The sequence below is a fragment of the Methylobacterium sp. Leaf456 genome, assembly GCF_001425465.1.
GTDB lineage: Bacteria > Pseudomonadota > Alphaproteobacteria > Rhizobiales > Beijerinckiaceae > Methylobacterium.
On record NZ_LMQV01000009.1, the window covers coordinates 37,134 to 63,847 of the forward strand.

Genomic DNA, 26,714 nt, shown 5'->3' on the forward strand with positions numbered 1-26,714 from the left:
GGGCGCCGCACCGATCCGTCGGGGATGGAATCAGGTTTGAACCAGCACAGCACGGCGGCCCGGCTCTCCCTCGATCTGACGGCGTGCGACCGTGAGCCGATCCACATCGTCGGCAGCGTCCAGCCGCACGGTTTCCTGCTCGCCCTCGATGCGGCGGGCACCATCGTCCAGGCCAGCACCAACGCCCCGGCCTCGGCCGCCATCGGCACCCGGCTCGGGGCCGCCTTCCCCGAACTCGATGCGTTGGTGCACCGCTATCTCGACGGCGGCGCGATCCAGGACGGCGCCACCTACCTGCGCACCGTGGCGCTCGGATCGGAGGAGGCGCGGCTGTTCTACGAGGTGGCCGCGCACCGCGTCGATGATCTCGTCGTGCTCGAACTGGAGGAGACCGACGACGCCTCGGGCAATGCCGGGCTCGATGCGCTGACGCCGCGCCTGCGCGCCTTCGTCGAGCGGCTGCACGCCGCCGGCAGCGTCGAGGATCTGTGCCAGTTGCTGGCCGAGGACATCCGCCACGTCACCGGCTTCGACCGGGCGCTGGTCTACCGGTTCGACCGCGACTGGCACGGCACCGTGCTGGCGGAGTCCGGCAACGGGGTGCTGCCGAGCTATCTCGACCTGCGCTTTCCCGCCTCCGACATCCCGGCCCAGGCGCGCGAACTCTACCGCCGCAACCGCCTGCGCATCATCCCGGATGCCGGCTACCGGCCCGTGCCGATCCGCCCCGGCACGACGCCCGGGGGCCGGCCGCTCGACCTCAGCCAGTCGGTGCTGCGCTCGGTCTCGCCGGTGCATGTCGAGTACATGCGCAACATGGGCACGATGGCGTCCATGTCGGTGTCGATCCTCGTCGACGGCGCGCTGTGGGGCCTCGTCTCCTGCCACAACCACGATCCGAAGCGGGTGCCGCTCCAGGCCCGCAACGCCTGCGACTTCCTCACCCAGATCTTCGCCCTTCAACTCTCGGCGAAAGTCCGCGGCGAGCAGGCCGAGCAGCGCCTCGCGCTCGGGCAGGTGCAGGCGCGGTTGCTGGCCTACATGGCCGAGGAAGAAAGCTTCATCGACGGGCTGCTCAACCACCCCGACGACGTTCTGGCCCTCGTCAACGCGTCAGGCGCGGCGGTGGTGACGGCGGATCGCTGCCGCCTGCTCGGATCGACCCCGCCCGAGCGCGAGGTGCGCGCCCTCTACGAGTGGCTGTCGGAGCGCGGCGAGGCTGACGACGTAGTCGCCACCGACGCCCTCTCCGAGGACTTTTTGCGCGCCGGAGCCATTGCGGATCGGGCGAGCGGGCTGCTCGCCATCTCGATCTCGAAGAAATACGCCAGCTACGTATTGTGGTTCCGCCCCGAGGTGGTGCGCACCGTCAAGTGGGGCGGCAACCCGGTGAAGCCGGCCCATCCCGATCCGGAAGGCGGTCCCGATCGCCTGCACCCGCGAAAATCCTTCGAGATCTGGAAGGAGACGGTGAAGGGGCGCTCGATGCCCTGGTCGGTGCCGGAGGTCGAGGCCGCCAAGGATCTGCGCGCCTCGGTGCTCGGCATCGTGCTGCGCCGCGCGGAAGAACTCGCGGCGATGAGCGAGGAGTTGCAGCGCTCCAACAAGGAGCTGGAGGCGTTCTCCTACTCGGTCAGCCACGATCTGCGCGCGCCGTTCCGACACATCGTCGGCTACTCGAACCTGCTCAAGAATCGCGAGGGCGCTAACCTCTCGGACAAGGGCCGCCACTACGTCGAGACCATCATCGAGGCCGCCTTCTCCGCCGGCACTCTGGTCGACAACCTGCTGACCTTCTCGCAGATGGGTCGCCATGCGCTGAACAAGGTGAGTGGCGACCTCAACGGCCTCGTCGAGGAGGTGCGGCGCAAGGTCTTACGCGACGTGCCCCCGGACCGGACGGTGCGCTGGGAGATCGGCCCCTTGGGGCGCGTCCATGCCGACCCGGTGATGCTGCGCCTCGTGCTCGAGAACCTGCTCTCCAACGCCGTGAAATACACCCGTGGCCGCGAGCCCGCCGTCGTCGCGGTCGAGCGGCTGCCGCCGCAGGACCATGAAGCCGTGTTCGTGGTGCGCGACAACGGCGTCGGCTTCGACATGGCCTATGTCGAGAAGCTGTTCGGCGTGTTCCAGCGGCTGCACCGGGTCGAGGAATTCGAGGGCACCGGCATCGGGCTCGCCAACGTGCGCCGCATCGTCGAGCGCCATGGCGGGCGGACCTGGGCCGAGGGCGAGCCGGGCCGCGGCGCCCGATTCTATTTCACACTACCCCTCCGGGAGGAGGCCTGACGCGCATGGCGAGCCTGAAGCCGATCCTCCTCGTCGAGGACAACCCCAACGACATCGAGCTGACGCTGGCGGCGCTGGAATCGAGCCAGCTCGCCAACCAGATCGTGATCTGCCGCGACGGTGCCGAGGCGCTGGACTTCATCTACCGTCGCGGTCCGCACGAGAACCGGGCGGTGCAGGACCCGGCCGTGGTCCTGCTCGATCTCAAGCTGCCGAAGGTCGATGGGCTGGAAGTGCTCGCGAAGGTGAAGGGCGATCCCGTCACCCGCAACATCCCGGTGGTGATGCTGACCTCCTCGCGCGAGGAGACCGACGTGATCCGGTCCTACAATCTCGGCGTCAACGCCTTCGTGGTGAAGCCGGTCGCCTTCGACGAGTTCTTCGCCGCCATCAAGGAGATCGGCGTGTTCTGGGCGCTTCTGAACGAGCCGCCGCCGTACCGGGGAGGCTGGCCATCGAACGGATAATCGGACCCGCCGCCGGCCCGTTGCGCATCCTCCATCTGGAGGACAGCGACCTCGACGCGGAGCTGATCGAGGCGGAGCTGGAGAATCTCGGCCATCCGGTGGTGATCGAACGGGTGATCACCCGCGAAGAGTTCGCGGCCGCCGCGCAGCCCGGCCGCCACGACATCATCCTGGCCGATTACGTGCTGCCGACCTTCGACGGCGTGAGCGCGCTCGGCATCGCCCGCCTTCAATGCCCGGACACGCCGTTCATCTTTTGCTCGGGCACGCTCGGCGAGGAGGTCGCGGTCGAGGCGATCAAGAACGGCGCCACCGACTACGTCACCAAGCAGCGCCTCGGGCGCATGACTCGCACCATCGTCCGCGCGCTGGCCGAGAAGCGCGCCCGCGACGACAAGAGCGCCGCCGAAGCCGCGCTTCAGGCGCTCAACGACACGCTGGAAACGCGCATCCGGGAGCGGACCCAGGAACTGGCCGCCTCCAATACCGCATTGAAGGATCAGATCGTCGAGCGCGAGCGGGCCGAGGATGCGCTTCGCCTCGTCCAGCGCCTCGACGCGGTCGGGCAGCTCACCAGCGGCGTCGCCCACGACTTCAACAACCTGCTCACCGTCATTGCTGGCAACATCGAGTTCCTCGACCGCGTCGTCACCGACGAGCGCTCGAAGCGGCGCCTCGCCATGATGCGCGGCGCGGCGGCGCGGGGCGCCAAGCTGACCGCCCAACTTCTCGCCTTCTCCCGCCGCCAGCGGCTGGTGCCGCGGCCGGTCAGCCTGAACCACACGGTCGTGTCGATGCGCGACCTCCTGGAAAGCTCCATCGGCGGGGCGATCCAGATCGAGATTACGCTGCAGGACGACCTCTGGCCGGCGCTCGTCGATGCGACCCAGATCGAACTCGTGATCCTCAACCTCGCCATCAACGCCCGCGACGCCATGGCGGTGGGCGGGCGGCTGACCATTGAGACCGCCAACGTCACCGTGAGCGAGGCGCCGACCCGTCCGGAGCAGCCCCAGCCCGGCGAGTACGTGATGATCTCGGTGAGCGACACCGGCACCGGCATGACGCCGGAGGTGCTGGCGCGGGTGTTCGAGCCGTTCTTCACCACCAAGGAGATCGGCAAGGGCTCAGGGCTGGGGCTCGCCCAGGTCTACGGCTTCGTCAAGCAGTCGAGCGGCGGCGTCCGCATCGACACGGTGCCGGCCGAGGGCACCTCGATCAAGGTCTACCTGCCGCGGGTGGCCGAGGACACGGTCGCCCCCGTGTTGCCCGCCGTCGTGGAGGGCGCGCGGGCGCATCCGCCGGGGAGCCGGCCCGTCCTCCTCGTCGTCGATGACGACGCGGGCGTGCGCGAGGTGACCGCGACCCGGATGGCGGAGGCCGGCTACACCGTGCGCGAGGCGGCCTCCGGCCTCCAGGCGCTCGCCGCCCTCGATTCCGATTCCGACGTCGATCTCGTCGTGCTCGACTTCGCCATGCCGGGCATGAACGGGGCGGAGGCTGCGGGCGAGATCCGCAAGCGCTGGCCGAGCATGCCGGTGCTGTTCGTCACGGGCTTCGCCGACACCGACGCCCTGGCCCGGGCCGGCGCCGACGGGACGGACGCCATCGTGCTCAAGCCGTTTCGCGACGGAGAACTGGAGCACAAGGTCGCCACCGCCCTGGCCGCCCGCGCGTCGCCGGGCTTGCGGCTGGTCTCGGACCGCTCGCGCGGCGGCTGAGAGACGGGCCGCTCCACTCCCATCCAACCCCAACCCCCTCATCCTGAGGTGCCGCGAAGCGGCCTCGAAGGAGGGCTTCAGGGATAGCGCGATCCGCTGGAGCCCTCCTTCGAGGCTATGCTGCGCTCCGCGCCTCAGGATGAGGGGGTGGGGTTGGAAGGGGTCGAGTGCCGCACTTGCCGCGATGCGAGACGAATCCTCTATCCGTCCCGATCACGAGACGGAGGGTTTCGGTGGCGCGTCGCATTCTGATCACCGGCGCCAGCATCGCCGGCACCACCGCCGCGTGGTGGCTCGGTCGGCACGGCTTCGACGTCACCGTGGTCGAGCGCTCGTCCACGTTCCGCGACGGCGGCCAGAACGTCGATATCCGCGGCGTCGGCCGCGAGATCCTGCGCCGGATGGGGCTGGAACAGGCCGCCCTCGAACACGGCACCGGCGAGGAGGGCACCGCCTGGGTCGATGACCGGGGCCGCCCCGTCGCGCGTTTCCCCGCCGGAGGCGCCGAGGGCGACGGGCCGACCGCCGAAATGGAGATCCTGCGCGGCGACCTCGCCCGCCTGCTCTACGACGGTGCGCGGGAGCGGGCGGTCTTTCGGTTCGGCGAAGCGGTGGCGCGGATCGAGCAGACGCCCGAGGCCGCGACCGTCACCTTCGCTGGCGGCCGAAACGAAAACTTCGATGCGGTGATCGTCGCCGAAGGCGTCGGCTCGGCCACGCGCGAACTCGTGTTTCCGGGCGAGAATACGCCGCGCCCGATGGACCTCACCATCGCCTATCTGACGATCCCCCGTGCGCCCTCCGACGACCGGTTCTGGCGCTGGTACAACGCCCCCGGCGGCCGGAGCGTGCAGTTGCGGCCTGACCCGCACGGGACCACGCGGGCGATGCTGGCGCTGCACGGGCCGCTGCCCGGCGCGCAGGACTGGGACGCCGCCCGCCAGAAAGCGTTTCTACGCGAACGCTTCGCCGACGCCGGCTGGGAGACGCCGCGCATCCTCGCCGCACTGGAACAGACCGACGACTTCTACTTCGACGTCCTGCGGCAGGTGCGGATGCCGCGCTGGTCGAACGGCCGCGTGGTGCTGACGGGCGACGCCGCGTGGTGCGTGACCCCGCTCGCCGGCAACGGCGCGACCCTGGCGGTGACCGGCGCCACCGTGCTCGCAGGCGAATTCTTTCGCAATGACGACGTGGTCGCTGGGCTGGATGCCTACGAGCGGGCGATGCGGCCGATGGTGGAAGAGGCCGCGGGCGTGCCGAAGATCGGGCCGCGGATCATGCATCCGAAGAGCCGCCTCGGCATTCGCCTGCTGCACGGCGGCCTGGGTCTCGCCAGCCGGCCGCGCCTGCGCGGCCTGTTCGCAAAACTCTTCGCACAGAAGGGCACGGAGCCGGACCTGTCGCGCTACGACGGGCTGACGGCGTGAAGCCGTCGCCTCACTCCACCGGCACGCTCATCTCGAAATGCAGCCCGCCCGCGTCGATGACGCGCTCGAAGCGACCGCCGAGGCTGCGCTCGATCGTCTGTCGCAGGAGGCGCGAGCCGAAGCCGGTGCCGTCGGCCTTGGGGCCACCCGAAGGCGTGCCGGTCTCGTCCCAGGTCAGCCGCAGCGTGCCGTCCGCCACGCGGCCGTCGAGGCGCAGGGTGCCGCAGCCCGACAGGGCGCCGTACTTGGCCGAGTTCGTCGCCAGCTCGTGGAAGATCATGGCGTAGTCGTTGACGTGGTTGGGGGCCACGACCGCGCCCTCGGCGATCTCGACCCGGATCTCGGCGCCGTCGCGGTAGGGGGTGAGGATGCGCTCGGCGAGGTGCCGGAGCGGCACGCTGCCCTGGTCGAGCCGGTGCGAACGCGTCGCCAGCGTCGTCGCCTCGTGCAAGACGCCGAAGCGGCGCGACAGGTCCTCGGCGAAGAGCGGCGCGGATTTCGCGTCGCGGGCGACGATGGCGGTCAGCGCGCGGGCCACCGTGAACATGTTCGAGACGCGGTGGGCGAGTTCGTCGGCGAGCAGCCGCTCGGCTTCTTCCGCCCGCTTGCGCTCGGTGATGTCGAGGAAGATCGCCTGCAGCCATTCGCCGACCCGCCCGGTCTCGCCGCCGACGCCGCGGGCCGAGATCCAGCGCGCGTCCGGCCCCTCACCGATGCGGAAATCGAAGCTGTAGGCGTGCGGGTCGTCGGCGCTCGCCATCCATTCCCGCATCATCGCCGCGCGGTCCTCGGGGTGGACGCGGGCGAACAAAGCGTCGATCGGCACCACGGTCGCGTCGGTGCCCCAGAATTCGCGGCACAGGCCGTCGAGCTGGGCGAGCCGCCGCGTCGGCGACCACGCCCACAGGCCGACCCCGCCGCGATGGATCGCCCCGGTGAAGTTTTGGAGGGTCCAACCCTCGCCGGTCAGTTCGGGCCCCTCGGCCATGGCTGTCCTGTGGTGCGGATGTCGGTACGCGGATGCGGGGATCAACACGCCCGCCTCGATCCGGCTCCGTCACCGGGAGCGAAGCGGGTCATACCTCGCAGCATAAGCGGCTGCTGCGCCGACCGGTCTCTCAAGATGACGTGAATGGTGCTCGGATACCGGATTTCGCCCAAGCGTCGCCGGAACCGAGCCGCGCGCGATCCGTTCATGCGGCGGTGCACCATGGGCGGGCGGCGCCACCCGCCCCCACCGTCATCACCCGGTTGCCCGATCCGCTCACAGCGAGCCGAGCCGCCGCGCCCGACCGAACCCGATTCCCGATCCAGACGAGGATACCGACCCGATGACCCTTCGCCCGCTCCTGTGCGCCCTCACCCTGCTGGCCGGCGCACCGGCCGTCGCTCAGGAGCAGGCACCGAAGCAGGAGCCCGCCCCGATCCCGGCCCAGCCCGCGACCATGAACGACGACCTGCGGGCGAAGTTCGTTGCCCAGGCCCCCGAGGACGTGGTCGCCTCCAAGCTGATCGGGACCACCATCCGCAACGGCGCCAACGACAGCATCGGCTCGGTCGCCGACATCGTGTTCGACGACAAGCGCGCGGTGAAGTCCTACGTCGTCAGCGTCGGCGGCTTCCTCGGCCTCAATGCCAAATATGTCGCCATCGCCTCCGAGACGCTGAAGCTGACCCGCAAGGACGGCGGGGCGCTGGACGCGGTGATCGACACCGACAAGGACCAGCTCCGCGCCGCGCCGGAATACGTCTATCTCGGCTCCGAGCCGAAGAAGTAAGCCGGCGAAGCACCGGCCGGCAGGCGACATCACGATGTCTCGATTCGGCACGGGCATCCGATGGCTCGCCCGGGCCGGACCGTTAAGACCACGCTCCCCTCTCGAACCACGGAGAACCGAATGAGCAGCCTCCGCATCTCTGCCCTTCGCGGCGCCCTCCTCGGCCTCGCGCTGGCGACCGCCGCCCCGGCGCTCGCCGACGACACGCCGACCACCGCGGGTGCCGTCGATCGGCTGAAAGGCCTCGGCAACGAGGCGCTCGGCAGCGCCAAGCGTGGCGTCGGCAACCTCACGGACGACGAGAGACTGAAAGCCGAGGGCAGCGCCCAGAAGCTCAAGGGCCGGGCCCAGCAGGAGCAGGGCAAGGCCAAGGACACGGTCGAGAACGCCCTCGACAAGTAGTTTTTTCGACGGTCCCGGCCGCGATACGGCCGGGGCCGCAACGATCGGATCGCCACGGCCCCCACCTCACCCCGTTATTGCGAGGCGGAGAGGGGCGGACGGAGGCCGGGTGAAGGGCGATTGGGTCGCACGGCCCACACCGCGTCCCGCGCTATCTCGGCGGCATGATCCGCGACTTTCCCATGACCCGCGCCGCCGGACTCGAACGGCTGGCGACCTTCCTGGACGGTGCCGGCGCGGACTACGCCGCCGCCCGCAACACCGACCGCGGACCGGAGAAGAGCCCCACGACCTCGGCGCTGTCGCCCTACCTGCGCCGCCGCCTGCTCACCGAGGCCGAGGTGGTGGAGGCCGCGCTCGCCGCCTTCGGCGCGGAGGGCGCCGAGAAATTCGTCACCGAGGTGTTTTGGCGGACCTACTTCAAGGGCCATCTCGAGACCCATCCCGAGGCCTGGACCGGCTACCGTGCAGAGGTCGAGACGCAGCGGCGGCGCCTGGAGGCCGAGCCGGGGCTACGCCGCACCTACGAAGCGGCCGTCGAGGGCTGCACGGGCATCGACGGCTTCGACGACTGGGCCCGCGAACTCGTCGCCACCGGCTGGCTGCACAACCACGCCCGGATGTGGTTCGCCTCGATCTGGATTTTTACGCTGCGCCTGCCCTGGCCGCTCGGCGCCGACTTCTTCCTGAGCCATCTGCTCGACGGCGATCCGGCGAGCAACACCCTGTCCTGGCGCTGGGTGGCGGGCCTGCACACGCGGGGCAAGCACTACGTCGCGCGGGCCGACAACATCCGCCGCTACACCGAGGGCCGGTTCGATCCCGCCGGGCTCGACGAATACCCGGACGCTCTTGAGGAAGAGAGGCCGCCGCGTGAGGAAAGGCTTAGCCCCGTCGACCCTGCGCCGACGGAGGAGGTCGCGCTACTGCTGCATCTCGACGACCTCCATCCGGAAAGTCTGCCGCTCGACGGCGCCACGGTCCGGCGCGTCGGCGGGTTGATCGCCCACGCGCCGGGCGCCTCGGAACAGGTGCGAGCGGCGGACGAGGCCGCGATGGCGGACGGGTTGGCGCGCGCCGTCGCCCATTTCGGCTGCGAGGTCGCGCAAAACATCGGGCCCGGTTGGACGGAAGGGTTGCCTGTCGTCGCGGCCTGGGCGCCCGTCGGCCCCTCGGCCGAGGCGCTGCCGGAGGGCTGCCTGCGGGTGCGCCGGACCTGGGACGAGGCGGCGTGGCCGCTCTCGACCCGCGGCTTCTTCAAGCTGCGCTCAGCCATTCCGCGGCTGCTCGCCGAGGGATGACGATCAGCCGACCAGCACCACCGCCTGCCGCACGTGAGCCGGGTGCTCGATCTCGCCGGCGATGAAATGGGCCACGTCGGCCCGGGCGATCAGGCCGTTGCGCCAGGATTTCGGGTCGGCCAGCACCTTGTAGCGCCCGGTGGCGGAGCCCGGCGTCAGCACGCCGGGGCGCACGAAGGTCCAGTCCAGCCCACTCTTGCGGATGCGCATCTCCTGCGCATCCTTGTCGTCGTAGGCGCGGCCGAACACGAGGCGGAACGGCACCCGCTGCAGCAGGCCGATCGCCGCGCGGCTGTCGCCGGTGCCGAAGCCGGTGACCGTGATGAGGCGGCGGATTTCGGCTCGCTCCATCGCGGGCACCAGCCGGTTGGTCGCCTCCGAGAACAGGGTCACCGGGCCGAGCAGCTTCGAGGCCGGGACGCCGAGCGCCTGGACCACCACGTCGATCCCCTCCAGCGCGGCAGCGACGTCACCCGCGTCGAGCGCGTTGCCGGCGAAGCGCTCCAGGCCGGGATCGGCGGTCGCGATGCCGGCGGCGGAACGGGCGAAGGCACGCACCCGATGGCCGGCCTTGAGCGCCGCCTTGACGGTCTCCAGGCCGATGCCTTGGCTTGCGCCGATGACGAGGACGTGGGCCACGGTTGCCTCCTGAATGCCGGTCCACGACAAATGCCGAAGAGCCGGGTCGGTGCCGCGACCGACCCCGCGGCATTCCGGCCCCCCTACCGCGGGAACGGCCATCGACGCCCGATCTTTTCGTGTTCGCGCACCCGTATCGGGCGCGAGCCTCCGGAATCCGCCCCTTGGAAAAACTCTTCTATTACCTCTTCACCTTCCTCGAATCGGCGCTCTCGGTCGTCGGCATCCGGGCGACCTACGAGGAGCCGCGCTATGCCGTGGTCGAACGTCTCGATCGCGGCGTGGAGGTGCGAGCCTACGAGCCGCGCGTCGCCGTCGAGACCGACGCCAAGGGCCAGCAGGACGGCGAGGCGTTCGGGCGGCTGTTTCGCTACATCACCGGCGCCAACCGGGGCGGCGCCCGCATCGCCATGACGACGCCGGTCGAGACCGACGGCCAGATGATCGCCATGACGGTGCCGGTCGAGCAGGGCGCGAGCGGGACGATGCGGTTCTACCTGCCGCGGAAGGTGGCGGAAGCCGGCCCGCCCGAGCCGACCGAGGCCGGGGTGCGGATCGTCCGCATCCCTCAGGAGCGGCTGGCGGTGTTGCGCTTCTCCGGCAGCGCGGCGCCGGAGGCGCGACGGCAGCAATCCGGCATCCTGACCCAGGTGCTCGACGCTGCGGGCAAGCGGACGGCCGATCCGCCCTTCTTCATGGGCTACGATCCGCCGTTCTCGATTCCTTTTCTGCGCCGCAACGAGGTCGCGGCACGGCTGCCCGCTTCAGATACTTGATCAGCGCCAGAACGGGCGCACCTCCAGCAACGCCGCGTGCGCCTCTGCGGCGTCCTTCAACAAGGCGTGGCTGCGGGCCTCGACGTCAGTTGCGACGAGGCCGGCGGAGAACAGGACGGCGGCCGGATCGGGCGCTCCCTCCGCGGAGCGGGCCTCCTGCGGGATCAGGCCGGCGCCGATCTCGTGGGCAGTGCTGATGTCGTTCAGCGCGCCGAGATGGTCCTGCAACGCCGCGAGCGCGGCCACGAACGCCTTGTGACGCCGACGAGCCTTGCCCTCGGCATAGAGCCCGGCAAAGAACTCGGCGCCGTAGCGCAGCTTCTTCGCCTCGATCCGCACTTGGTGGCGCGCTTCCGGCTCCAGCCGGTCGAGACGGCGCCCGCGCCGCTTGATCCGGCGGCGCAGGCGCTCCAGCACCTCCGCCGCGAACTTTTGGGCCGGGCGCTCACGCTCCGTTCCGGTGCGGCGCCAGGGCCCGGCCTCGATCCAGGCGACGAGATCGATGATCAGACCGCGCCACGCCGCGCTGTCGAGGATCGCCAGCACCACCGCATAGGCCCGCTCGCGCTCGGGCAGGAGCAGGGCGCGCAGATCGTGCAGGCCGGTCTCGTCGGGGCGCCGCTCGATCTCCGGCGCCAGCGTCTCGTCGAGGAAGACGTCGAGGTTGCGCGCTCGCCCGAACGGCTCGGTGACGCGCTTGATCTCGTCGCGCAAAGTCGCGGCGGCGGGGTCGGCGGAAAAGAGCGGCCGGAACAGGGTGAAGGCCGAGCGCAGCCGCCGCAGGGCGACGCGGATCTGGTGGAGCGCCTCCGGATCGCGGTTTTCCAGAAAAACCGTTTCGTTGAGGCGCAGGTGACGCAGACAGGCGCGGGCCACCGCGGCGAAGGCTTCGCCCGCGTCGACCTCGGGATCGAGCGCGACCCGCTCGGCCTTGCTCGGCCGGTCGAGGCGCCCGGCGAGGGCCGCCTCGCCGCGCTCGCCCTTGGCCAGGGCACCGAGGCGCAGCGGCACGGTCTCGGCGAGCGCCTGGGCGAGCGCGAACAGGTCGGCCGGGTCGCCTTCGGTCAGTTCGAGTTCGGCCTCGCAGACCGGCACGGCGCCGCCCGGGGTCTCGATCCGGCCGCGGTCGAGGGTGACGGCAATCGTCGAGGCGCCGTAGCGGATCGGCCGCATCGCCCGCTCGATCACGGTGGAGAAGCGGGCCGCGATCTCCGGCTCGCCGGCCTCGGCCAGCACCTTACCCGCGGGGGTATCGTCGAGGGTGCCGCGGTCCGGCGCCGGACCGGGGATCGCCCGCTCCCACTCGGCCCGGTCGAACAGCCCGGCGCCGTCGGCTCCCGCCTTGACGGTCTGGATCGCCCGCTCGCCGTCCGGGCGGGTCTCCCGGCGCACCCGCAGCGACAGGCCGGCGGCGCGCAGGTCGCCCGCATCGGTGTCGTAATAGGTGGCCCGCAGGGCGACGGTGCCCGCGTCGGCCGAATCGAGTAGCGGATGGACGGCGAGCGCGGCCAAATCGCCTGCGTCGCAATCCAGCTTCAGCTCGATCTCCCGCGCGGCGGTCATGGGGTGAGCGGTCTCCGAAAGGCGCTTCGCCCGAGTCGCGGGCAAGCTCGGCCTCCGGCTTACCATCGGGCCGGCGGCCCCACCATCCTGCACGACGGGACAAAGCCCGGTTGATGACAGGAAAAGGGGCGATACGGCCATTGTCGGCCGTACCGCCCCATGAAGAGCTAAGGTTCCGTGAGAGCAATCAGAACCCGAATGCTATGCTGCACCGGGTACGTATCCATCACCGGCCGAAGAACGGCACCTTTAAAATCGAGCGCTGCAACAAACCCAGAGACCCGAAACGAAAAACCTCAAGTAGCTGAGCCAGCTGCGCGGCGCGGAATTTTTCTACTTCAGGATTCATCCAGCGTCAACGCACCGCGGCTGCGCGCATGCCGGGCTCGGGTTGGCTCGGACCGAGCCGACAAGCTCCCGTCATTACGCGGCGGAGCTGAAGCAATCCAGCGCTCCGCATCTTTAGAAAAGGTCGCGCTCGCAGCCACGATGTCGGTAAGGGTGCCCCTCTTTCGAAAAGGCCGAGCCCCGGATTGCTTCGGCTTCGCCTCGTGATGACGGCGTGAGGCGGAGCCCAGCGCGAACAAGCGACGCGGCGTGGAACACAGTATCGTGATCCATCGGCGTCGTGCCCAAGACACTCATCGCGGCGTCCGAGATTGGGTGCGGCGGGCGACCATCCAAAGCGCCAGCACCGCCAGCGCGATCAGCAGGCTCAACCAGATCCAGTTGAAATCGGTCGCAGCGGCGTTCGCAGCAATCGTGTTCGAGCCGGAGGGGCCGGATTCGGGAATCGGTGGCGCCGGGTTGGTTTGTTGGGCGCGTGCCTGATGGAGGCCAAAAACCCAGATCGGCACGGTGTAGACGAGGGAACGCATGGGACCTCCCGGTCTCGTGAGGACGAACGGCAAGTCCCGGATCGGCGCTCGGGCCGATCCGCGTCAGTCGCCCTTGGCCTTGAAGGCCGGCGCGTCCTGAAGCTGCGCCTTCGTCAGGCGCACTTCGGCATGCACGATCTTGTCGCCGGCCAGCACGGTGGCGGGCGTCTTCGGCGGCTTCTGCGGCTCGACCGAGCCGGTGGCGTCGGTCACCCGGTCGCTGTGCTGGTTCTGGACCGCGCCGAGCACCTCCTGCGTCGTCTGCGAGCCCGGCATGGTGTCCGGCGTGGCCTTGTCGGCGGCGGCCTGGCTCGGCGCCGAATCCACCTTCACCACCGAGGACGGGCCGCTGGTGAGCGAGACGTCGCCGGTGTTCCAGGCGAATTCCTCGAACGGCACCGCCACCGACTTCTCGCCGAGCCCGAGGAAGCCGCCGACGCCGATCACCACGGCGCGGATCTGGCCGGAGCCGTCGATCAGCAGGTCCTCGATCTCGCCGACGCGGACATGGTCCATGCCGATCACCGGTACGCCGACGAATTTCGAGCCGCTCAGCGTCCCGGCCGGCGCCTTGGCGAGGAAGGGCGCGGCGGGGCCCTCGGCGAGGGCCGGCGCGCTCAGGCTCAGCGTGGGCAGCGCAAGTCCGAGAGTCAGGGCAAGGACAAGGCGGGTCGTGGCGTTGGAACGCACGTCGGCGTCTCCGAAGTCGATGAATGGCAAGGTGTTGCGATAACGTCGAAACCGCCGCCGCAGTTCACCGTCATCGACGGAGGCCGGCAGGCTATCGCGGCCGGTCGAGGAGCCCCGAGACCACGCGGGCGGTGTAGTCCACCATCGGGACGATGCGGGCGTAGTTCAGCCGGGTCGGGCCGATGACGCCGACCACGCCGACGATTTTTTGGGCACTGTCCCGGAAGGGCGCCGCGATCATGGACGAGCCGGAGAGCGAGAACAGCTTGTTCTCCGAGCCGATGAAGATGCGCACGCCATCGCCCTGCTCGGCACGGGCCAAGAGTTCGATCACGTCCTTCTGGGTCTCGAGATCGTTGAACAGCAGGCGGATGCGCTCGAGGTCTTCCGCCGCGCGCAGGTCGTCGAGCAGGTTGGCCTGCCCCCGCACGATGAGCTGGCGCGCCTCCGAGGGACCGACCGTGGTGGCGAGCCCGGCATCGACCAGCCGCTCGGTGATGGCGTCGAGTTCGCGCTTCATCGCCTTGCGGCCGGCCTCGATGTCGGCCTTGAGCGCGTCGAGGGTGCGCCCGCGCAGCCGCGCGTTGAGGAAGTTCGAGGCCTCCTGCAGCGCGCCCGCGGGCAGGCCCTGCGGCAGGTCGAGCAGGCGGTTCTCCACCGTCCCGTCGGTCGAGACCAGCACCACCAGCGCCCGGTCGGCGTCGAGGCGCACGAACTCGACATGCTTGAGGCCGGCATCGACCTTGGTGGTCAGTACCACGCCCGCGCCCCGCGAGATGCCCGACAGCAGGGACGAGGCCTCGGCAAGCGCGGAATCGAAGGTGTGGCGCGAGGCCGCCGCCTGCATCTGCGCCTCGATGCGCGCCTTCTCCTCGTGGTTGACGTCGCCGATCTCCATCATGGCATCGACGAAGAAGCGCAGGCCCAGCTCGGTCGGCAGGCGGCCCGCGGAGGTGTGGGGCGCGAAGATCAGCCCGGAATGCTCCAAATCCGCCATGACGTTGCGGATCGAGGCCGGCGACAGGCTCATCGGCAGGATGCGGGCGAGGTTGCGCGAGCCCATCGGCTCGCCGGTGGTGACGTAGCTCTCGACGATCTGCCGGAAGATCTCGCGGGCGCGCTCGTTGAGGGCGGCGAGCGCCTGGGGCGGGTGACGCACGGTGTTGAACGGGATTTCGGACACGGGGCACTCGGTTGAAGGGGCGATTGTGGGCGCAAGGCCGCCTGCGATCAATCCTCCCCGTTTGCCGCGAAAGCGCGCGACGGGATCGACGATCCGTCAACGATCTCGACGGCCGGAGGGATCGTTCTTCCCCCGCTCACGGTTAGCGCAGGACCGAACGCCTCCCGGCGGGCGGACCGACACCATAAAATTCCCAGGAAGTGGAGAACGCCCGTGAAGTTCGGCGCCTCAAAGAACCTTCTCAAGGCCGCAGCCGTCGCGATCGCCCTCTCGGGCTTCGGCCTGGTCGCCTCGCCGCATCAGGCGGAAGCGGCGCCGATCACCGTGCCGGCCGAGGCCACGGCGGCGGTCGCCACCGAGGCCACCCCGGTCGCCTACGGCTACGGCCACCGCATGCACCGTCACCGGCACATGCATGGCCACCACATGCGCCATCACCGCCGCCACATGATGCGCCGGCATATGATGCGTCACCACATGATGCGCCATCACCGTCACTACCGCTAAGCTTCTTTGCGGATCGGCGCTTTCCCTTGGGAAACGCCTTTCGGGGCTGCCATCCTCCGGGATGGCGGCCCTTCTCATATTCGAACCGGAGTTGCCGCCCGTCGCCGCAGCGCCTAAGAGCGCCCACTTCCGATTTCTGATCCTGGAGAACCCCGCGGATGCGGCCGTCCAAGCGCGCGCCCGACGAGTTGCGTGCCGTCACGCTGGAGCGGGCGGTGGCCCGCTACGCGGAGGGCTCATGCCTCGTGAGCTTCGGCAACACCCGCGTGCTCTGCACCGCCACCCTCGAAGAGCGCGGGCCGCCGTGGCTGCGCGGCTCGGGCAAGGGCTGGGTCACGGCCGAATACGCGATGCTGCCCCGCGCCACCCACGAGCGCACGCGCCGCGAGGTCAATTCGGGCAAGCCGTCGGGCCGCACGCAAGAAATCCAGCGGCTGATCGGCCGTTCGCTCCGCGCCGTCACCAACTTGCCTGCGCTGGGTGAGCGGCAGATCACCATCGATTGCGACGTGATCCAGGCCGATGGCGGCACCCGCACCGCCTCGATCACCGGCGCCTGGGTGGCGCTGCACGATTGCCTCGCCTGGATGCGGTCGCGCTCGATCATCTCGGTCGATCCGCTGAAGGATCATGTCGCCGCGGTCTCCTGCGGGCTCTACCGGGGCCAGCCGGTGCTCGACCTCGACTACGCCGAGGATTCGGCGGCGGAGACCGATGCCAACTTCGTCCTGACGGCCAAGGGCGGCATCGTCGAGGTGCAGGGCACCGCCGAGGGCGAGCCGTTCTCGGAGGCGCAGTTCATCGCGTTGCTGGGGCTGGCCAAGGGCGGCATCGCTCAACTGGTCGAGATGCAGAGGAAGGTGATCGCATGAGCGAACACCGCATCCTCTCCGGCAAGGTCGTCATCGCGACCCACAACGCCGGAAAACTCGTCGAGATGCGCGAGCTGCTCGCGCCCTTCGGCGTCGAGGCGGTCTCGGCGGGCGAACTCGGACTCGCGGAGCCCGACGAGACCGGCACGATGTTCTCCGAGAACGCGGCGATCAAGGCCGTCGCCGCAGCCGAAGCCTCAGGGCTCCCGGCCTTCGCCGACGATTCCGGCCTCTGCGTCGATGCCCTCGACGGCGCGCCCGGCCTCTTCTCCGCCCGCTGGGCCGGCCCGGACAAGGACTTTTCGGCCGCCATGGCCCGGATCGCGGCGGAACTCGACAAGCGCGGCGCCACCGACCGGCGCGCCCACTTCGTCTCCGCCCTGGTGCTGGCGTGGCCTGACGGCCATACCGAGCTGTTCGAGGGCCGTGTCTTCGGCGACCTCGTGGCGCCCCGCGGCACGCTCGGCTTCGGCTACGACCCGATGTTCCGGCCTGACGGCATGGACCGCACCTTCGGCGAGATTTCGTCGGAAGAGAAGCACGGCATCGATTGGCAGAGCGGCAACGCCCTGTCGCACCGCGCGCGGGCCTTCGTGACGCTGGCCGCCGCCTGCCTGCGCCGGCCGGGATAGTATTTTGCGGTAGGGGCGAAGAGAGCCTACATCACGCTCGAATCCACGTCTCCCAACCATCCCCCTCATCCTGAGGTGGCGGCGCACAGCGTCGCCCTTGAAGGAGGGCTCCAGCCGGCCGCGCGATCCTTGGGAAGCCCTCCTTCGAGGCCGCTTCGCGGCACCTCAGGATGAGGGGGTTGGATGGAAGGGAGACGGCTCGACCAGCAAAAGAATGCCCTCCGTGACACCGCCCGACCATCCGACCCGCGACGCGGGCTTCGGCCTCTACCTGCACTGGCCGTTCTGCGCGGCGAAGTGCCCGTATTGCGACTTCAACAGCCATGTCCGCCACGGCGGCGTCGACCAGCCGCGCTTCCTCGCGGCCTTCCGACGGGAAATCGCCCACGCCGCCGCGTTGGCGCCGGGGCGGACCGTCACCAGCATCTTCCTCGGCGGCGGCACGCCCTCGCTGATGGCGCCCGAGACGGTGGCGGGCCTGCTCGACGCAGTGGCGGGCGCCTGGAGCGTCGCATCTGAAGCGGAAGTGACGCTGGAAGCCAACCCCACCAGCGTCGAGGCGAGCCGCTTCCGTGGCTACCGCGCGGCGGGGGTGAACCGCGTCTCGCTCGGCGTGCAGGCGCTCAACGACCCCGACCTCAAGCGGCTCGGGCGGCTGCACTCCGTGACGGAGGCCCTGGCCGCCGTGCGGGTCGCGGCGGCGCATTTCGAGCGCTTCTCGTTCGACCTGATCTACGCCCGGCCCGAGCAGACGCCGCAGGCTTGGGCGAAGGAACTGCGCGAGGCCATCGCGCACGCCGCCGAGCACCTCTCGCTCTACCAGCTCACCATCGAGCCCGGCACGCCGTTCTTCGGCCTCGCCCAGACCGGCCGCCTCGTGACGCCGGACGACGACGTCTCGCGCGCCCTCTACGACGTGACGCAGGACATCTGTGCGGGCGCGGGCCTGCCGGCCTATGAAATCTCGAATCATGCCCGACCCGGCGCCGAGTCGCGCCACAACCAGCTCTACTGGCGCTACGGCGAGTATGCCGGCATCGGCCCCGGCGCCCACGGCCGCCTCGTCCTGCCCGAGGGCCGCACCGGCACGCTGACCGAGAAGGCCCCGGAAGCGTGGCTCGCCCGCGTCGAGCAGGGCGGCCACGGCATCGTCGAGACCGAGAGCCTGTCGGCCGAGGATCAGGGCGACGAATTCCTGATGATGGGCCTGCGGCTGGCCGAGGGTATCGACCCGGCTCGCTACGCCACCTTGAAGGGGCGCCCGCTCGATGCGAGCCGGCTCGCGGCGCTCGTCGCGGACGGGCTCGTAGCGCAGCGTGACACGGGACGCATCGCGGTGACGCCGCGGGGGGCGCCAGTGCTGAACGCAGTGGTGGCGGAACTGGCGGCCTGACGCTTCGAGCCGCCTCTCAGGTCCGAGCCGAGTTCGTGCTAGGCTGACGTCGGAGGTAGCCATGACCGACGTTCTGGACCGGGCTGTCGAGGCCCTGCGGCGGATGCCACCGGAAGACCGCGACAGCATGGCCGAGGCCATCCTTACTGTGGCGGAGGGACGGCTTCCGCTCGATATCGAACCCGAGCACCTACCCTTCGTCCTGGAGGGGCTGGCGCAGCTCGAACGCGGCGAGTTCGTTGAGGGCACGCCAGAAGAGCTCGTGGCCGCCTCGTTCCGGTCGCGTGTGCCGTGAAACTGCGGCTCTCTCGGCAAGCGAGGGCCGATCTCGATAGCATCGCTACCAATATCGGCGAGCGCGATCCGCAGGCTGCGGAGCGTATGCAGCGCGACCTCACGGCTGCACTCGACCGGCTTCTCGATCATCCGCAGGCGGGTCGGCCAACGGGCCGCGGACTCCGCCGCTTTGCGGTGCCGCGCCTCCCCCACTTGATCCTGTACCGCGTGGACGAGACGATCCCGGCGGTCGCCGTCGTCACGATCCGCCATGCGGCGCGGCGACCCCTCACGTAACGAAATGTCTCAGATGCCGGACGGCCCCAGCACCTTCGGCGCCGGGCTCACCACCGCCGCAGCATTCCCGCGAATCTCGTAGACCGCCAGCGTCCGCTCGCTGAGCCCGTCCGGGCGGAAGCGGAAGGTACCTTCCAGGCCCGAGAAGCCCGCGGGGCTCGTCAGCGTCGCGTCAGCGAAGCGTTGGGTGCCGTATTGGCGCACCAGCGCCGCCGTGAGCGAGACCGCATCGTAGCCGAGCGAGGCGGCGCGCGGAGGGGCCGCGCCGAAGCGGGCCTGATAGCGCTGGGCAAAGCCTGAAAAACCCGCGGTGTCGGGCGCGGCGAACCAGCCGCCCTGGAAGGCGGCTTGCGACAGCACCCGCGGGTCGTTCCAGAGCGCCAGCCCCATCGGGCGCACCCGTCCGGGAGAATAACCGGCCTTCGTCAGCGCGGGAGCGACCGCCGAAAGCCCGTCCGGCGTGTCGGGCAGGAACAGGGCGTCGGCGGGCGCGCTCGCGCCGGTCACCACGGCGCGCAGGCGCTCCACCGCCGGGCCGGGATTGCCGGCGGGATAGCGCTCGATGGCGACGAGGCGGGCGCCGCGCCGGGCGACCGCCTCGCGGAACTGCGCCTCGACGGCGTTGCCGTAGGTGGTTTCGGGGATGAGCGCGGCGAACGAACGGCGCCCGGCGGCGGTCGCCTCCTCGACGATGCGGTCCACCTCCGATTGCGGCAAGAAGCTGATGAGGTAGACGCCGCGGGCCGCGACGCCGGCATCGGTCGAGAACGCCACCACCGGCTTGCCCGCGCCCCGCGCAACCGCACCCGCCGCCTGGACGTTCGCCGCGAAGAGCGGCCCGAGCACGATCTCGGCGCCCTCCGTGAGGGCAACTTGGGCCGCCTCGCGGGCGCCCTCGGGGGTGCCGCGGTCGTCCTTCACGAGGATCTGCAGGTCGGGCTTCTGGAAGTCGTCGTAGGCGAGTTCGGCGGCGTTGCGGAGCGCGGCGCCGACCGCCGCGCCCTGGCCGGTCAGCGGCACGATCAGCGCGACCTTGATCGATCCGGTGCCGATCCGCTGGGCCGCCGTGGGGGCCGGAGGGGCCTCGGCGACCGGCAGCGGGGCCGCGTTCGCCTCCGGCCGCGGCCCGTCGGGCCCGCCGACGCAGGCAGAGAGTGCGAGCGCCGCACCGCACAGCATTGCCATCCGTCCGCCGAACCGCCCCATCGCCGAGCCTCCCCGCTCGCCATCGCTGGAGCATCGGCCCAAAAGCCGGCAACCACCTTTCGGGCCGATGCTCGGGTCACGATGGGCAAAGCCCGCAAAAAGTAAATGTGAGGCAGGCCTTCTCCACGGTCCGCAAACAGGGCTCGGCGTGGCATTGTCGCGCCGATGACACAGCGCAGCGACTCGGACGACCGCCGGACCAAGCCGGCCACCTTCACCGCCTTCGGCCTCGCGGCGGAGGCCGAACGGCCGTCGCCCGGCCTCTACGTGGTGGCGACCCCCATCGGAAACCTGCGCGACGTCACGTTCCGCGCGCTCGCCACGCTCGCCGCCGCCGACGCGGTGTTGGCCGAGGACACCCGCGTCACCCGCACGCTGCTGATGCATTACGGCATCACCACGCCGCTCCTGTCCTACCACGAGCATTCGAACGAGGCCGTGCGCGAGCGGATGGTGCTGCGGCTCAAGGCCGGCGAGACCCTGGCGCTGGTCTCGGATGCCGGCACGCCGCTCGTCTCCGATCCCGGCTTCAAGCTGGTGCAGGCGGCGATCGCGGCCGGCATCCCGGTGACGCCGATCCCCGGCCCCTCGGCGGTGATGACCGCCATCGTCGCCGCGGGCCTGCCAACCGACCGGTTCTTCTTCGAGGGTTTTTTGCCGCAGAAATCCGGCGCGCGCCGCAACCGGCTGGAGGCGCTGGCGCCGATCCCCGGCACGCTGGTGGTGTTCGAGTCCCCCCACCGCCTGCCCGAGATGCTGGCGGACGCCGCCGACGTGCTCGGCCCCGAGCGCCCGGCGGCGGTCGCCCGCGAGCTGACCAAGCTCTACGAGACCATCCGCCGCGACAGCCTCGGCGGGCTGGCCCGCCTGTACGCCGAGGAAGGGCCGCCCAAGGGCGAGGTCGTGGTGGTGATCGGGCCTGAGCCCGAGGACGCCAAGGCCCGCGAGGCCGATACCGGGCTCGACGCGCGGATCGAGGCGGCGCTCGCCCGCCACTCGATCAAGGACGCGGCGGCGCTGATCGCCGACGAGACCGGCCAGCCCAAGCGCGCCATCTACGCCCGCGCCCTCGCGCTCGCCCGAAAGAGCGATGACGAGCCCGCCTGACCGCGCGCAGGCGCGCCGCCGCGCCACCCACGGCCGCGGCCTGTCGGCCGAGACCTTCGCGCTGCTGGCGCTGCTCGTGAAGGGCTACCGCCCGCTGGCCCGACGCTACGCGGCGGCGGGCGGCGAGATCGACCTGATCGTCCGGCGCGGGCGCACCGTCGCCTTCGTCGAGGTGAAGGCGCGGGCCACCCTCGACGCGGCGGCGGGGGCCATCGATGCGCGAAAGCGGGCGCGGATGTCGCGGGCCGCACGCTCCTGGCTCGCGCGAAACAACCTGCCGCCGGACGTGACCCTGCGCGCCGACGCGGTGTTCGTAATGCCGCGCCGCTGGCCGCGGCACCTGCCGAATGCGTTCGAGCTGGAGGGGTTTTGAGGGCTGCGTCCCGCGACCCGCATGTTTCTGTTTGATCGCCACGGCGAGCGCGCATCCCCTCGCCCCGCACGCGGGGAGAGGGCTTCGGCGACCTTGTCGTCGCCGAAGCGAGGCGGTAGCCGAAGGTGAGGGGGAGGTTCAGGACGAGCCTCTTCCTGAATTGCCCCCTCACCGCCGCTCCGGCTTCGCCTCCGCTTCCTGTCTGCACGACAAGGCGCAGACAGGCCTCTCCCCGCGTGCGGGGAGTGGGGGACCGGCGGCCTTCGAGGCGATCATCCGGAGGCCGTATCCATGACCCTCAAGCCGGCAGGCGCAGCCGCGCCAGCAGGCCGCCGAGGTCGGAGCGCTCCAGGCTCAATCCTCCGCCGTAGAGTTCGGCGAGTTCCAGCGTGATCGGCAGGCCGAAGCCGTCGCCGGGGACGGTCTCGTCGAGGCGGCGGCCGCGCTGAAGGACGTGGGCGACCTGCTCCGGCGTCAGGCCGGGGCCGTCGTCCTCCACCCGCACCTCGATCAGGCCGCCGTCGCGCTCGGCGCGGATGCGCACGCGCGAGCCCGCCCAGCGGCAGGCGTTGTCGATCAGGTTGCCGAGCATCTCGTCGAGATCCTGCGCGTCGCAGGCCACCTGCGTGCCGTCCGCCACCTCTGTCGCGATGGACACGCCGCGCTCGGCGTGAAGGCGGGTCAGAGCTGCGGCGAGGTCGCGTGTGTGCGCGAAAAGATCGGCCCGCGCCCGCGTCGATCCGCCCAAAGCCGCGGCGCGGGCGCGGCGCAGGTGGTGGCGGACCTGACGGTCCATCGCAGCGACTAGGGGGGCAAGGCCGGGCTCGGGGTTGCGCTCGGCCGCCATGGCGAGGGTGGCGAGCGGCGTCTTGAGGCCGTGGGCGAGGTTGGCGACATGGGAGCGGGCGCGTTCGAGATTGGCCGCGTTCTGGTCGAGCAGAAGATTGAGTTCGGTCACGAGCGGGCGGATTTCCTGCGGCTGCTCGGCGGGCACGCGCTCGTGGGCGCCGGCGCGCACCGCGGCGAGGTCGTCGCGCAGCGCCCGCAGGGGGCGCAAGCCCAGCCGCACTTGGACCGTAATGCCGGCGACGAGGCAGAGGCCGAGGAGCCCCAAGGCGAGCGCCAGCGTCTTGCCGGCCTCGCGTAGCGGCCCGTGCAGGGCGGCGGCCGGGGCGGCGGCCACGATCACGGCGGCAGGCCCGTCTCGGGGGCCGGGGAGGGGCAGCACCCGCAGGATCAGCCCCTCGCCCCGCGGCCCGATGCCGTCCGCCGGGACGGGGTATCCCTCCTCCCGCTCCGGCATCTGCGGCAGCGCGAGGTCGGCCTCGCCGAGGGAGGGCGAGCGCAGAACGGTGTCACCGGCGCGGACCTGCCAATACCAGCCGGAGCGCGGGCGGTCGAAGGGCGGGCCGTCATGGGCCGCCGACAGGGTCGGCCCCCTTTTGCCCGGTCTCAGGTCGGCGGAGATGGCAAAAAGCTCGCCGTCGAGGCGGGCGTCGATCTGGCCGCGGGCGAAGCGGTAGAGCACGAGGCCGATGGCGAGGCCCGCCACCACCAGCGCCAGGGTGACGAAGACGAGCGCCCCGAGAAACAGGCGCCGCTGGAGCGAGCCGCCGGGGTGCCGCGGGCTCACGCCTCGTCCCCCGCCTGCAGGCGCCAGCCGTGACCGCGCACGCTCTCGATCCGGGCCGGGGCGATCTTGCGGCGCAGGCGGGTGATGATGACCTCGACCGAGTTCGAATCGACCTCGGCGTCGCCGTCGTAGACCCGCTCGATCAGCTGGTCGCGCGGCACCACCGCGTCCTTCCGCAGGATCAGGCAAGACAGGACCCGCCATTCGAGGCCGGTGAGGCGCAAGGGGAGCCCGTCGCGCTCGAAGCTGCCGAGCCCGGCATCGTAGACGAGCGGCCCGCAGGCGATGCGCGTGGCACCGTTGGCGCTGGCGCGGCGCACGAGCGCGCGCAGGCGGATCACCAGCTCCTCGGTCCGGAACGGCTTGACGAGGTAGTCGTCGGCGCCGGCCTTGAAGCCCGCGACCTTGTCGCTCCAGCCGTCGCGGGCGGTGAGGATCAGCACCGGCAAAGTGAGGCCCGCGGCGCGCCAGTCGCGCAGCACCGTGACGCCGTCCACCACCGGCAGGCCGAGATCGAGCACGACGGCGTCGTAGCGCTCGGTCTCGCCGAGATGGCGCGCATCCTCGCCGTTCACCGCGTGATCGACGGCGAAGTGCTCGGCGCGCAGCGCCCGCAGCAGCTCACTGGCCAGCGCGGCATCGTCCTCGGCCAGCAGCAGTTTCATCGGTCGGGCGTCTCGCGCGGGGGCTGATAGGGGCGGCGCGCTGTAGGCGCCGACCTTTAACGGAAACTGAACCGGCGGGTTCAGACCGGATTTCGGGGGCCCCTCTAAACGGTGCCCATCCCGGCGGACGAAAGCCCCACCGGAGATTGTTTTCGGATTTAACGAAGGACTACGACCGATGACCGACCAGACCTCCCCTGCCCTCCCCGAGACCCATTCAACCGAGACCGCTCAAGCAAAAACCCCGCGCCGTGCGGGTGCCCGCCGCGGTCTCGTCGTCGGCGCGCTCGCTCTGCCGCTGGCGCTCGGCGCCGCCGGCCTGTCCTTCGCCCAGAAGGGCGAGGTCGCGACGACCCCGCTGGAGCCCATCGCGATCTCCGCGCTCGCCCCGTCCGGTGCGGTCGCGGCCAAGGGCGAGGTCGCCGAGATCTTCGGCAACAAGTTCATCCTGCAGGACGGCACCGGCCGGACGCTGGTCGAGACCGGGCGCCAGGGCGAGGGGGGCGAGCTGGTCCGCAAGGGCGAGACCGTGACGGTGCGCGGCCGCTTCGAGAAGGGCTTCTTCCACGCCGCCAGCCTCGTGCGGGCCGACGGCACGACGACGAGCCTGAAGCCCGCGGGCGGTCCGCCGCCCGGCGGCCTCGACTGGATGAAGGACAAGGTCGGCCTCGGCCCCGAGATCGACCTGCCCGGCCTAAAGGCCAAGGTGGAGGCCGCGGGCTACACCGACGTCCGCGTCGCCGGCCGCGGGCCGAAGCATCTCGACGTGGCCGCCAAGGGCGTGGACGGGCGCGAGCGGATGCTCCATGTCGGCTTCGACGGCGACATCCGCGAGAAGCGCGTGTTCTGATCTGCGATGGCGATGGCTCGTTCATTGAGCCATCGCGCCGGATGACCGGGCGCGAAGCGCGCCCAGCACAGCGCTCGGCTTCTGCCGAGGCGTCTAGCGGAGCGAAAGCCAAGCCCGCGGAGGCAGGCGCCGGCGCTCGAGGCCAGGAAAGGCCCCCAGCTTCCCCCGGCCGCCCTCGCGGGCTACACGCGTCGTCGGTTCCGAAAACCGACGATGCGAAGGGCCCGCGATGTTTCCCAAGCCGCTGCCGAAGCTCGACCCCAACACCTTCGCGTTCGAGCAGTTGCCGCTGGTCAAGCCCACGGGCTTCCGCGAGTACGACGCCCGCTGGCTCTTCCCGCAGGAGATCAACCTGATGGGGGTGCAGGCGCTCGGTCTCGGCCTCGGCACCCTGGTTCACGAACTGGGCGTGCGCCCCGAGATCGTCACCGGGCACGATTTCCGCTCCTACTCCTCCTCGATCAAGCTCGCGCTGATCGCCGGGATGCAGGCGGCGGGACTGCGCGTGAAGGATATCGGGTTGGCGCTATCGCCGATGGCCTATTTCGGCCAGTTCGCCCTCGATTGTCCCTGCGTGGCCATGGTCACCGCCTCGCACAACGACAACGGCTGGACCGGCGTGAAGATGGGCGCCAACCGGCCAATGACCTTCGGCCCCGAGGAAATGACCCGCCTCAAGGAGATCGTCACCGGCGGCACCTACCAGTACCGCGACGGAGGCTCCTACGAGTTCATCGAAGGCTTTGCCGAGACCTACCTCAAGGACCTCGTCGCGCGGGCCAAGCCCGTCGGACGCAAGCTCAAGGTGGTGGCGGCCTGCGGCAACGGCACGGCCGGCGCCTTCGCCCCGGCACTGCTGGAGCGCCTCGGCGTCGAGGTGATCCCGCTCGATGTCGAGCCCGACTACACCTTCCCGCGCTACAACCCGAACCCCGAGGACATGGAGATGCTCCATGCCATCGCGCATGCCGTGAAGGAGCACGGCGCCGATGTCGGACTCGGCTTCGACGGCGACGGCGACCGCTGCGGCGTGGTGGACGACGAGGGCGAGGAAATCTTCGCCGACAAGATCGGCGTGATGCTGGCCCGCGACCTGTCGAAGCTCCATCCCGGCGCGACCTTCGTGGTCGACGTGAAGTCGACCGGCCTCTACGCCGCCGACCCGGAATTGCAGTCGCGCGCGGTCAAGACCGATTACTGGAAGACCGGCCATTCCTACATCAAGCGCCGGGTCAACGAGCTCGGAGCGCTCGCCGGCTTCGAGAAGTCCGGGCACTTCTTCTTCAACGAGCCGGTCGGCCGCGGCTACGACGACGGCCTGCTGACGGCGATTGCCGTGATCGAGATGCTCGACCGCAACCCCGACAAATCGATGGCCGACCTCTACCGGGCGCTGCCCAAGACCTGGGGCTCGCCGACCATGTCGCCGCATTGCGCCGACGAGGTGAAGTACGGCGTGGTCGAGGCGGTGACCGAGCGGTTCCGGGCGATGCAGGCGACCGGCGAACCGGTGGCGGGCCAGCCGATCACCAGCCTCGTCACCGTCAACGGCGTGCGGATCACCACCGAGGACGGCACCTGGGGGCTGGTGCGGGCCTCCTCGAACAAGCCGGAACTGGTGGTCGTGGTGGAGAGCCCGGTCTCGGAGGCGCGGCTGCACGCGATGTTCAAGGCGGTGGACGGCGTGCTGCGGCAGCACCCGGAGGTCGGGGCGTACAACCAGACGATCTGAGGACGTTCGGCGGGCCATCGCAGCGGGCGGTGGCCATCCTCCACGAAACGCCGT

The 26,714-nt window shown here is 70.5% G+C and carries 27 protein-coding genes; 18 read left to right on the forward strand and 9 right to left on the reverse strand.

The window, feature by feature from the left end; genetic code table 11:
* Nucleotides 1-36: 36 nt before the first annotated feature.
* The 4 genes from ASG52_RS09050 to ASG52_RS09065 all read left to right on the forward strand — a co-directional run bounded on the left by ASG52_RS09050 (nt 37) and on the right by ASG52_RS09065 (nt 5,907).
* Entirely contained in the window at nt 37-2,289 is a 2,253-nt protein-coding gene (locus tag ASG52_RS09050) for an ATP-binding protein (RefSeq protein ID WP_082552459.1), read from the forward strand.
* 5 nt (nt 2,290-2,294) lie between these two features.
* Nucleotides 2,295-2,756, forward strand: a complete 462-nt coding sequence (locus ASG52_RS09055) for a response regulator (RefSeq protein WP_056242126.1) — start codon at nt 2,295-2,297, stop codon at nt 2,754-2,756.
* Nucleotides 2,753-4,477 (forward strand): response regulator, encoded by a 1,725-nt coding sequence (locus ASG52_RS09060; protein WP_056242127.1) that lies wholly within the window; start codon nt 2,753-2,755, stop codon nt 4,475-4,477. The genes ASG52_RS09055 and ASG52_RS09060 overlap by 4 nt, the downstream gene beginning before the upstream one ends.
* 233 nt (nt 4,478-4,710) lie before the next feature.
* On the forward strand, nt 4,711-5,907 hold the full coding sequence (locus tag ASG52_RS09065) for an FAD-dependent monooxygenase (protein ID WP_056241966.1): 1,197 nt from the start codon (nt 4,711-4,713) through the stop codon (nt 5,905-5,907).
* Nucleotides 5,908-5,917: 10 nt separating this feature from the next.
* On the opposite strand, the gene ASG52_RS09070 is transcribed toward ASG52_RS09065, so the two are convergent.
* Nucleotides 5,918-6,895, reverse strand: a complete 978-nt coding sequence (locus tag ASG52_RS09070) for a sensor histidine kinase (protein ID WP_056241969.1) — start codon at nt 6,893-6,895, stop codon at nt 5,918-5,920.
* A 343-nt stretch (nt 6,896-7,238) separates the two neighbouring features.
* Between ASG52_RS09070 and ASG52_RS09075 the strand changes: the two genes are divergently transcribed.
* From ASG52_RS09075 to ASG52_RS09085, 3 genes are all read left to right on the forward strand, one after another.
* On the forward strand, nt 7,239-7,685 hold the full coding sequence (locus ASG52_RS09075; RefSeq protein ID WP_056241971.1) for a PRC-barrel domain-containing protein: 447 nt from the start codon (nt 7,239-7,241) through the stop codon (nt 7,683-7,685).
* A gap of 120 nt (nt 7,686-7,805) precedes the next feature.
* Nucleotides 7,806-8,087 carry a CsbD family protein gene (locus ASG52_RS09080; protein ID WP_082552460.1) on the forward strand — a complete coding sequence of 94 codons (282 nt, stop codon included), beginning with the start codon at nt 7,806-7,808 and terminating at the stop codon, nt 8,085-8,087.
* A 182-nt stretch (nt 8,088-8,269) separates the two neighbouring features.
* On the forward strand, nt 8,270-9,388 hold the full coding sequence (locus tag ASG52_RS09085; protein ID WP_082552461.1) for an FAD-binding domain-containing protein: 1,119 nt from the start codon (nt 8,270-8,272) through the stop codon (nt 9,386-9,388).
* Nucleotides 9,389-9,391: 3 nt separating this feature from the next.
* On the opposite strand, the gene ASG52_RS09090 is transcribed toward ASG52_RS09085, so the two are convergent.
* Complete coding sequence (locus ASG52_RS09090) at nt 9,392-10,027, reverse strand: NAD(P)-dependent oxidoreductase (protein ID WP_056241976.1); 636 nt, start codon at nt 10,025-10,027, stop codon at nt 9,392-9,394.
* Nucleotides 10,028-10,191: 164 nt separating this feature from the next.
* On the opposite strand from ASG52_RS09090, the gene ASG52_RS09095 reads away from it, so the two are divergent.
* On the forward strand, nt 10,192-10,803 hold the full coding sequence (locus ASG52_RS09095) for an SOUL family heme-binding protein (protein WP_056241980.1): 612 nt from the start codon (nt 10,192-10,194) through the stop codon (nt 10,801-10,803).
* Here ASG52_RS09095 and ASG52_RS09100 read toward each other — a convergent pair whose 3' ends face one another.
* The 4 genes from ASG52_RS09100 to hrcA form a co-directional block, all read right to left on the reverse strand.
* The gene (locus ASG52_RS09100) at nt 10,804-12,366 is read right to left on the reverse strand and encodes a CYTH and CHAD domain-containing protein (RefSeq protein ID WP_056241983.1); all 1,563 of its coding nucleotides are present in this window, start codon (nt 12,364-12,366) and stop codon (nt 10,804-10,806) included.
* A 641-nt stretch (nt 12,367-13,007) separates the two neighbouring features.
* Nucleotides 13,008-13,244: a hypothetical protein gene (locus ASG52_RS09105; RefSeq protein WP_056241986.1), complete on the reverse strand. Its 237-nt coding sequence runs from the start codon at nt 13,242-13,244 to the stop codon at nt 13,008-13,010.
* A gap of 63 nt (nt 13,245-13,307) precedes the next feature.
* Entirely contained in the window at nt 13,308-13,934 is a 627-nt protein-coding gene (locus ASG52_RS09110) for a PRC-barrel domain-containing protein (protein WP_056242133.1), read from the reverse strand.
* A gap of 91 nt (nt 13,935-14,025) precedes the next feature.
* Nucleotides 14,026-15,117 carry a heat-inducible transcriptional repressor HrcA gene (hrcA, locus tag ASG52_RS09115; protein WP_056241987.1) on the reverse strand — a complete coding sequence of 364 codons (1,092 nt, stop codon included), beginning with the start codon at nt 15,115-15,117 and terminating at the stop codon, nt 14,026-14,028.
* A 213-nt stretch (nt 15,118-15,330) separates the two neighbouring features.
* Between hrcA and ASG52_RS09120 the strand changes: the two genes are divergently transcribed.
* From ASG52_RS09120 to ASG52_RS09145, 6 genes are all read left to right on the forward strand, one after another.
* Nucleotides 15,331-15,624: a hypothetical protein gene (locus ASG52_RS09120; protein ID WP_056241990.1), complete on the forward strand. Its 294-nt coding sequence runs from the start codon at nt 15,331-15,333 to the stop codon at nt 15,622-15,624.
* Nucleotides 15,625-15,782: 158 nt separating this feature from the next.
* Nucleotides 15,783-16,496 carry a ribonuclease PH gene (rph, locus tag ASG52_RS09125; RefSeq protein WP_056241993.1) on the forward strand — a complete coding sequence of 238 codons (714 nt, stop codon included), beginning with the start codon at nt 15,783-15,785 and terminating at the stop codon, nt 16,494-16,496.
* Nucleotides 16,493-17,128 (forward strand): RdgB/HAM1 family non-canonical purine NTP pyrophosphatase, encoded by a 636-nt coding sequence (gene rdgB, locus ASG52_RS09130; protein WP_056241995.1) that lies wholly within the window; start codon nt 16,493-16,495, stop codon nt 17,126-17,128. Before rph ends, rdgB begins: the two co-directional genes overlap by 4 nt.
* 214 nt (nt 17,129-17,342) lie before the next feature.
* The gene (gene hemW / locus ASG52_RS09135; RefSeq protein ID WP_056241998.1) at nt 17,343-18,521 is read left to right on the forward strand and encodes a radical SAM family heme chaperone HemW; all 1,179 of its coding nucleotides are present in this window, start codon (nt 17,343-17,345) and stop codon (nt 18,519-18,521) included.
* A 61-nt stretch (nt 18,522-18,582) separates the two neighbouring features.
* Nucleotides 18,583-18,816 carry a hypothetical protein gene (locus ASG52_RS09140; RefSeq protein ID WP_056242000.1) on the forward strand — a complete coding sequence of 78 codons (234 nt, stop codon included), beginning with the start codon at nt 18,583-18,585 and terminating at the stop codon, nt 18,814-18,816.
* A complete protein-coding gene (locus tag ASG52_RS09145; protein WP_056242003.1) occupies nt 18,813-19,094 on the forward strand; it encodes a type II toxin-antitoxin system RelE/ParE family toxin in 282 nt (93 codons plus the stop codon). The genes ASG52_RS09140 and ASG52_RS09145 overlap by 4 nt, the downstream gene beginning before the upstream one ends.
* Nucleotides 19,095-19,103: 9 nt before the next feature.
* On the opposite strand, the gene ASG52_RS09150 is transcribed toward ASG52_RS09145, so the two are convergent.
* Nucleotides 19,104-20,300 carry a penicillin-binding protein activator gene (locus ASG52_RS09150; RefSeq protein ID WP_056242006.1) on the reverse strand — a complete coding sequence of 399 codons (1,197 nt, stop codon included), beginning with the start codon at nt 20,298-20,300 and terminating at the stop codon, nt 19,104-19,106.
* Nucleotides 20,301-20,465: 165 nt separating this feature from the next.
* Here ASG52_RS09150 and rsmI point away from each other — a divergent pair, with 165 nt between their 5' ends.
* The gene (gene rsmI / locus ASG52_RS09155; protein ID WP_056242009.1) at nt 20,466-21,407 is read left to right on the forward strand and encodes a 16S rRNA (cytidine(1402)-2'-O)-methyltransferase; all 942 of its coding nucleotides are present in this window, start codon (nt 20,466-20,468) and stop codon (nt 21,405-21,407) included.
* Entirely contained in the window at nt 21,391-21,780 is a 390-nt protein-coding gene (locus tag ASG52_RS09160) for a YraN family protein (RefSeq protein ID WP_056242011.1), read from the forward strand. The genes rsmI and ASG52_RS09160 overlap by 17 nt, the downstream gene beginning before the upstream one ends.
* Nucleotides 21,781-22,078: 298 nt before the next feature.
* Here the strand turns inward: ASG52_RS09160 and ASG52_RS09165 are convergent, their stop codons facing one another.
* Together ASG52_RS09165 and ASG52_RS09170 are read right to left on the reverse strand one after the other, a co-directional pair.
* A complete protein-coding gene (locus ASG52_RS09165) occupies nt 22,079-23,413 on the reverse strand; it encodes a sensor histidine kinase (protein ID WP_056242013.1) in 1,335 nt (444 codons plus the stop codon).
* A complete protein-coding gene (locus ASG52_RS09170; protein ID WP_056242016.1) occupies nt 23,410-24,078 on the reverse strand; it encodes a response regulator transcription factor in 669 nt (222 codons plus the stop codon). The genes ASG52_RS09165 and ASG52_RS09170 overlap by 4 nt, the downstream gene beginning before the upstream one ends.
* 178 nt (nt 24,079-24,256) lie before the next feature.
* Between ASG52_RS09170 and ASG52_RS09175 the strand changes: the two genes are divergently transcribed.
* Nucleotides 24,257-24,928 carry a hypothetical protein gene (locus tag ASG52_RS09175; RefSeq protein ID WP_056242018.1) on the forward strand — a complete coding sequence of 224 codons (672 nt, stop codon included), beginning with the start codon at nt 24,257-24,259 and terminating at the stop codon, nt 24,926-24,928.
* Between the two features lie 229 nt (nt 24,929-25,157).
* Nucleotides 25,158-26,660, forward strand: a complete 1,503-nt coding sequence (locus ASG52_RS09180; RefSeq protein WP_056242020.1) for a phosphomannomutase/phosphoglucomutase — start codon at nt 25,158-25,160, stop codon at nt 26,658-26,660.
* The last annotated feature ends 54 nt before the right edge of the window (nt 26,661-26,714 follow it).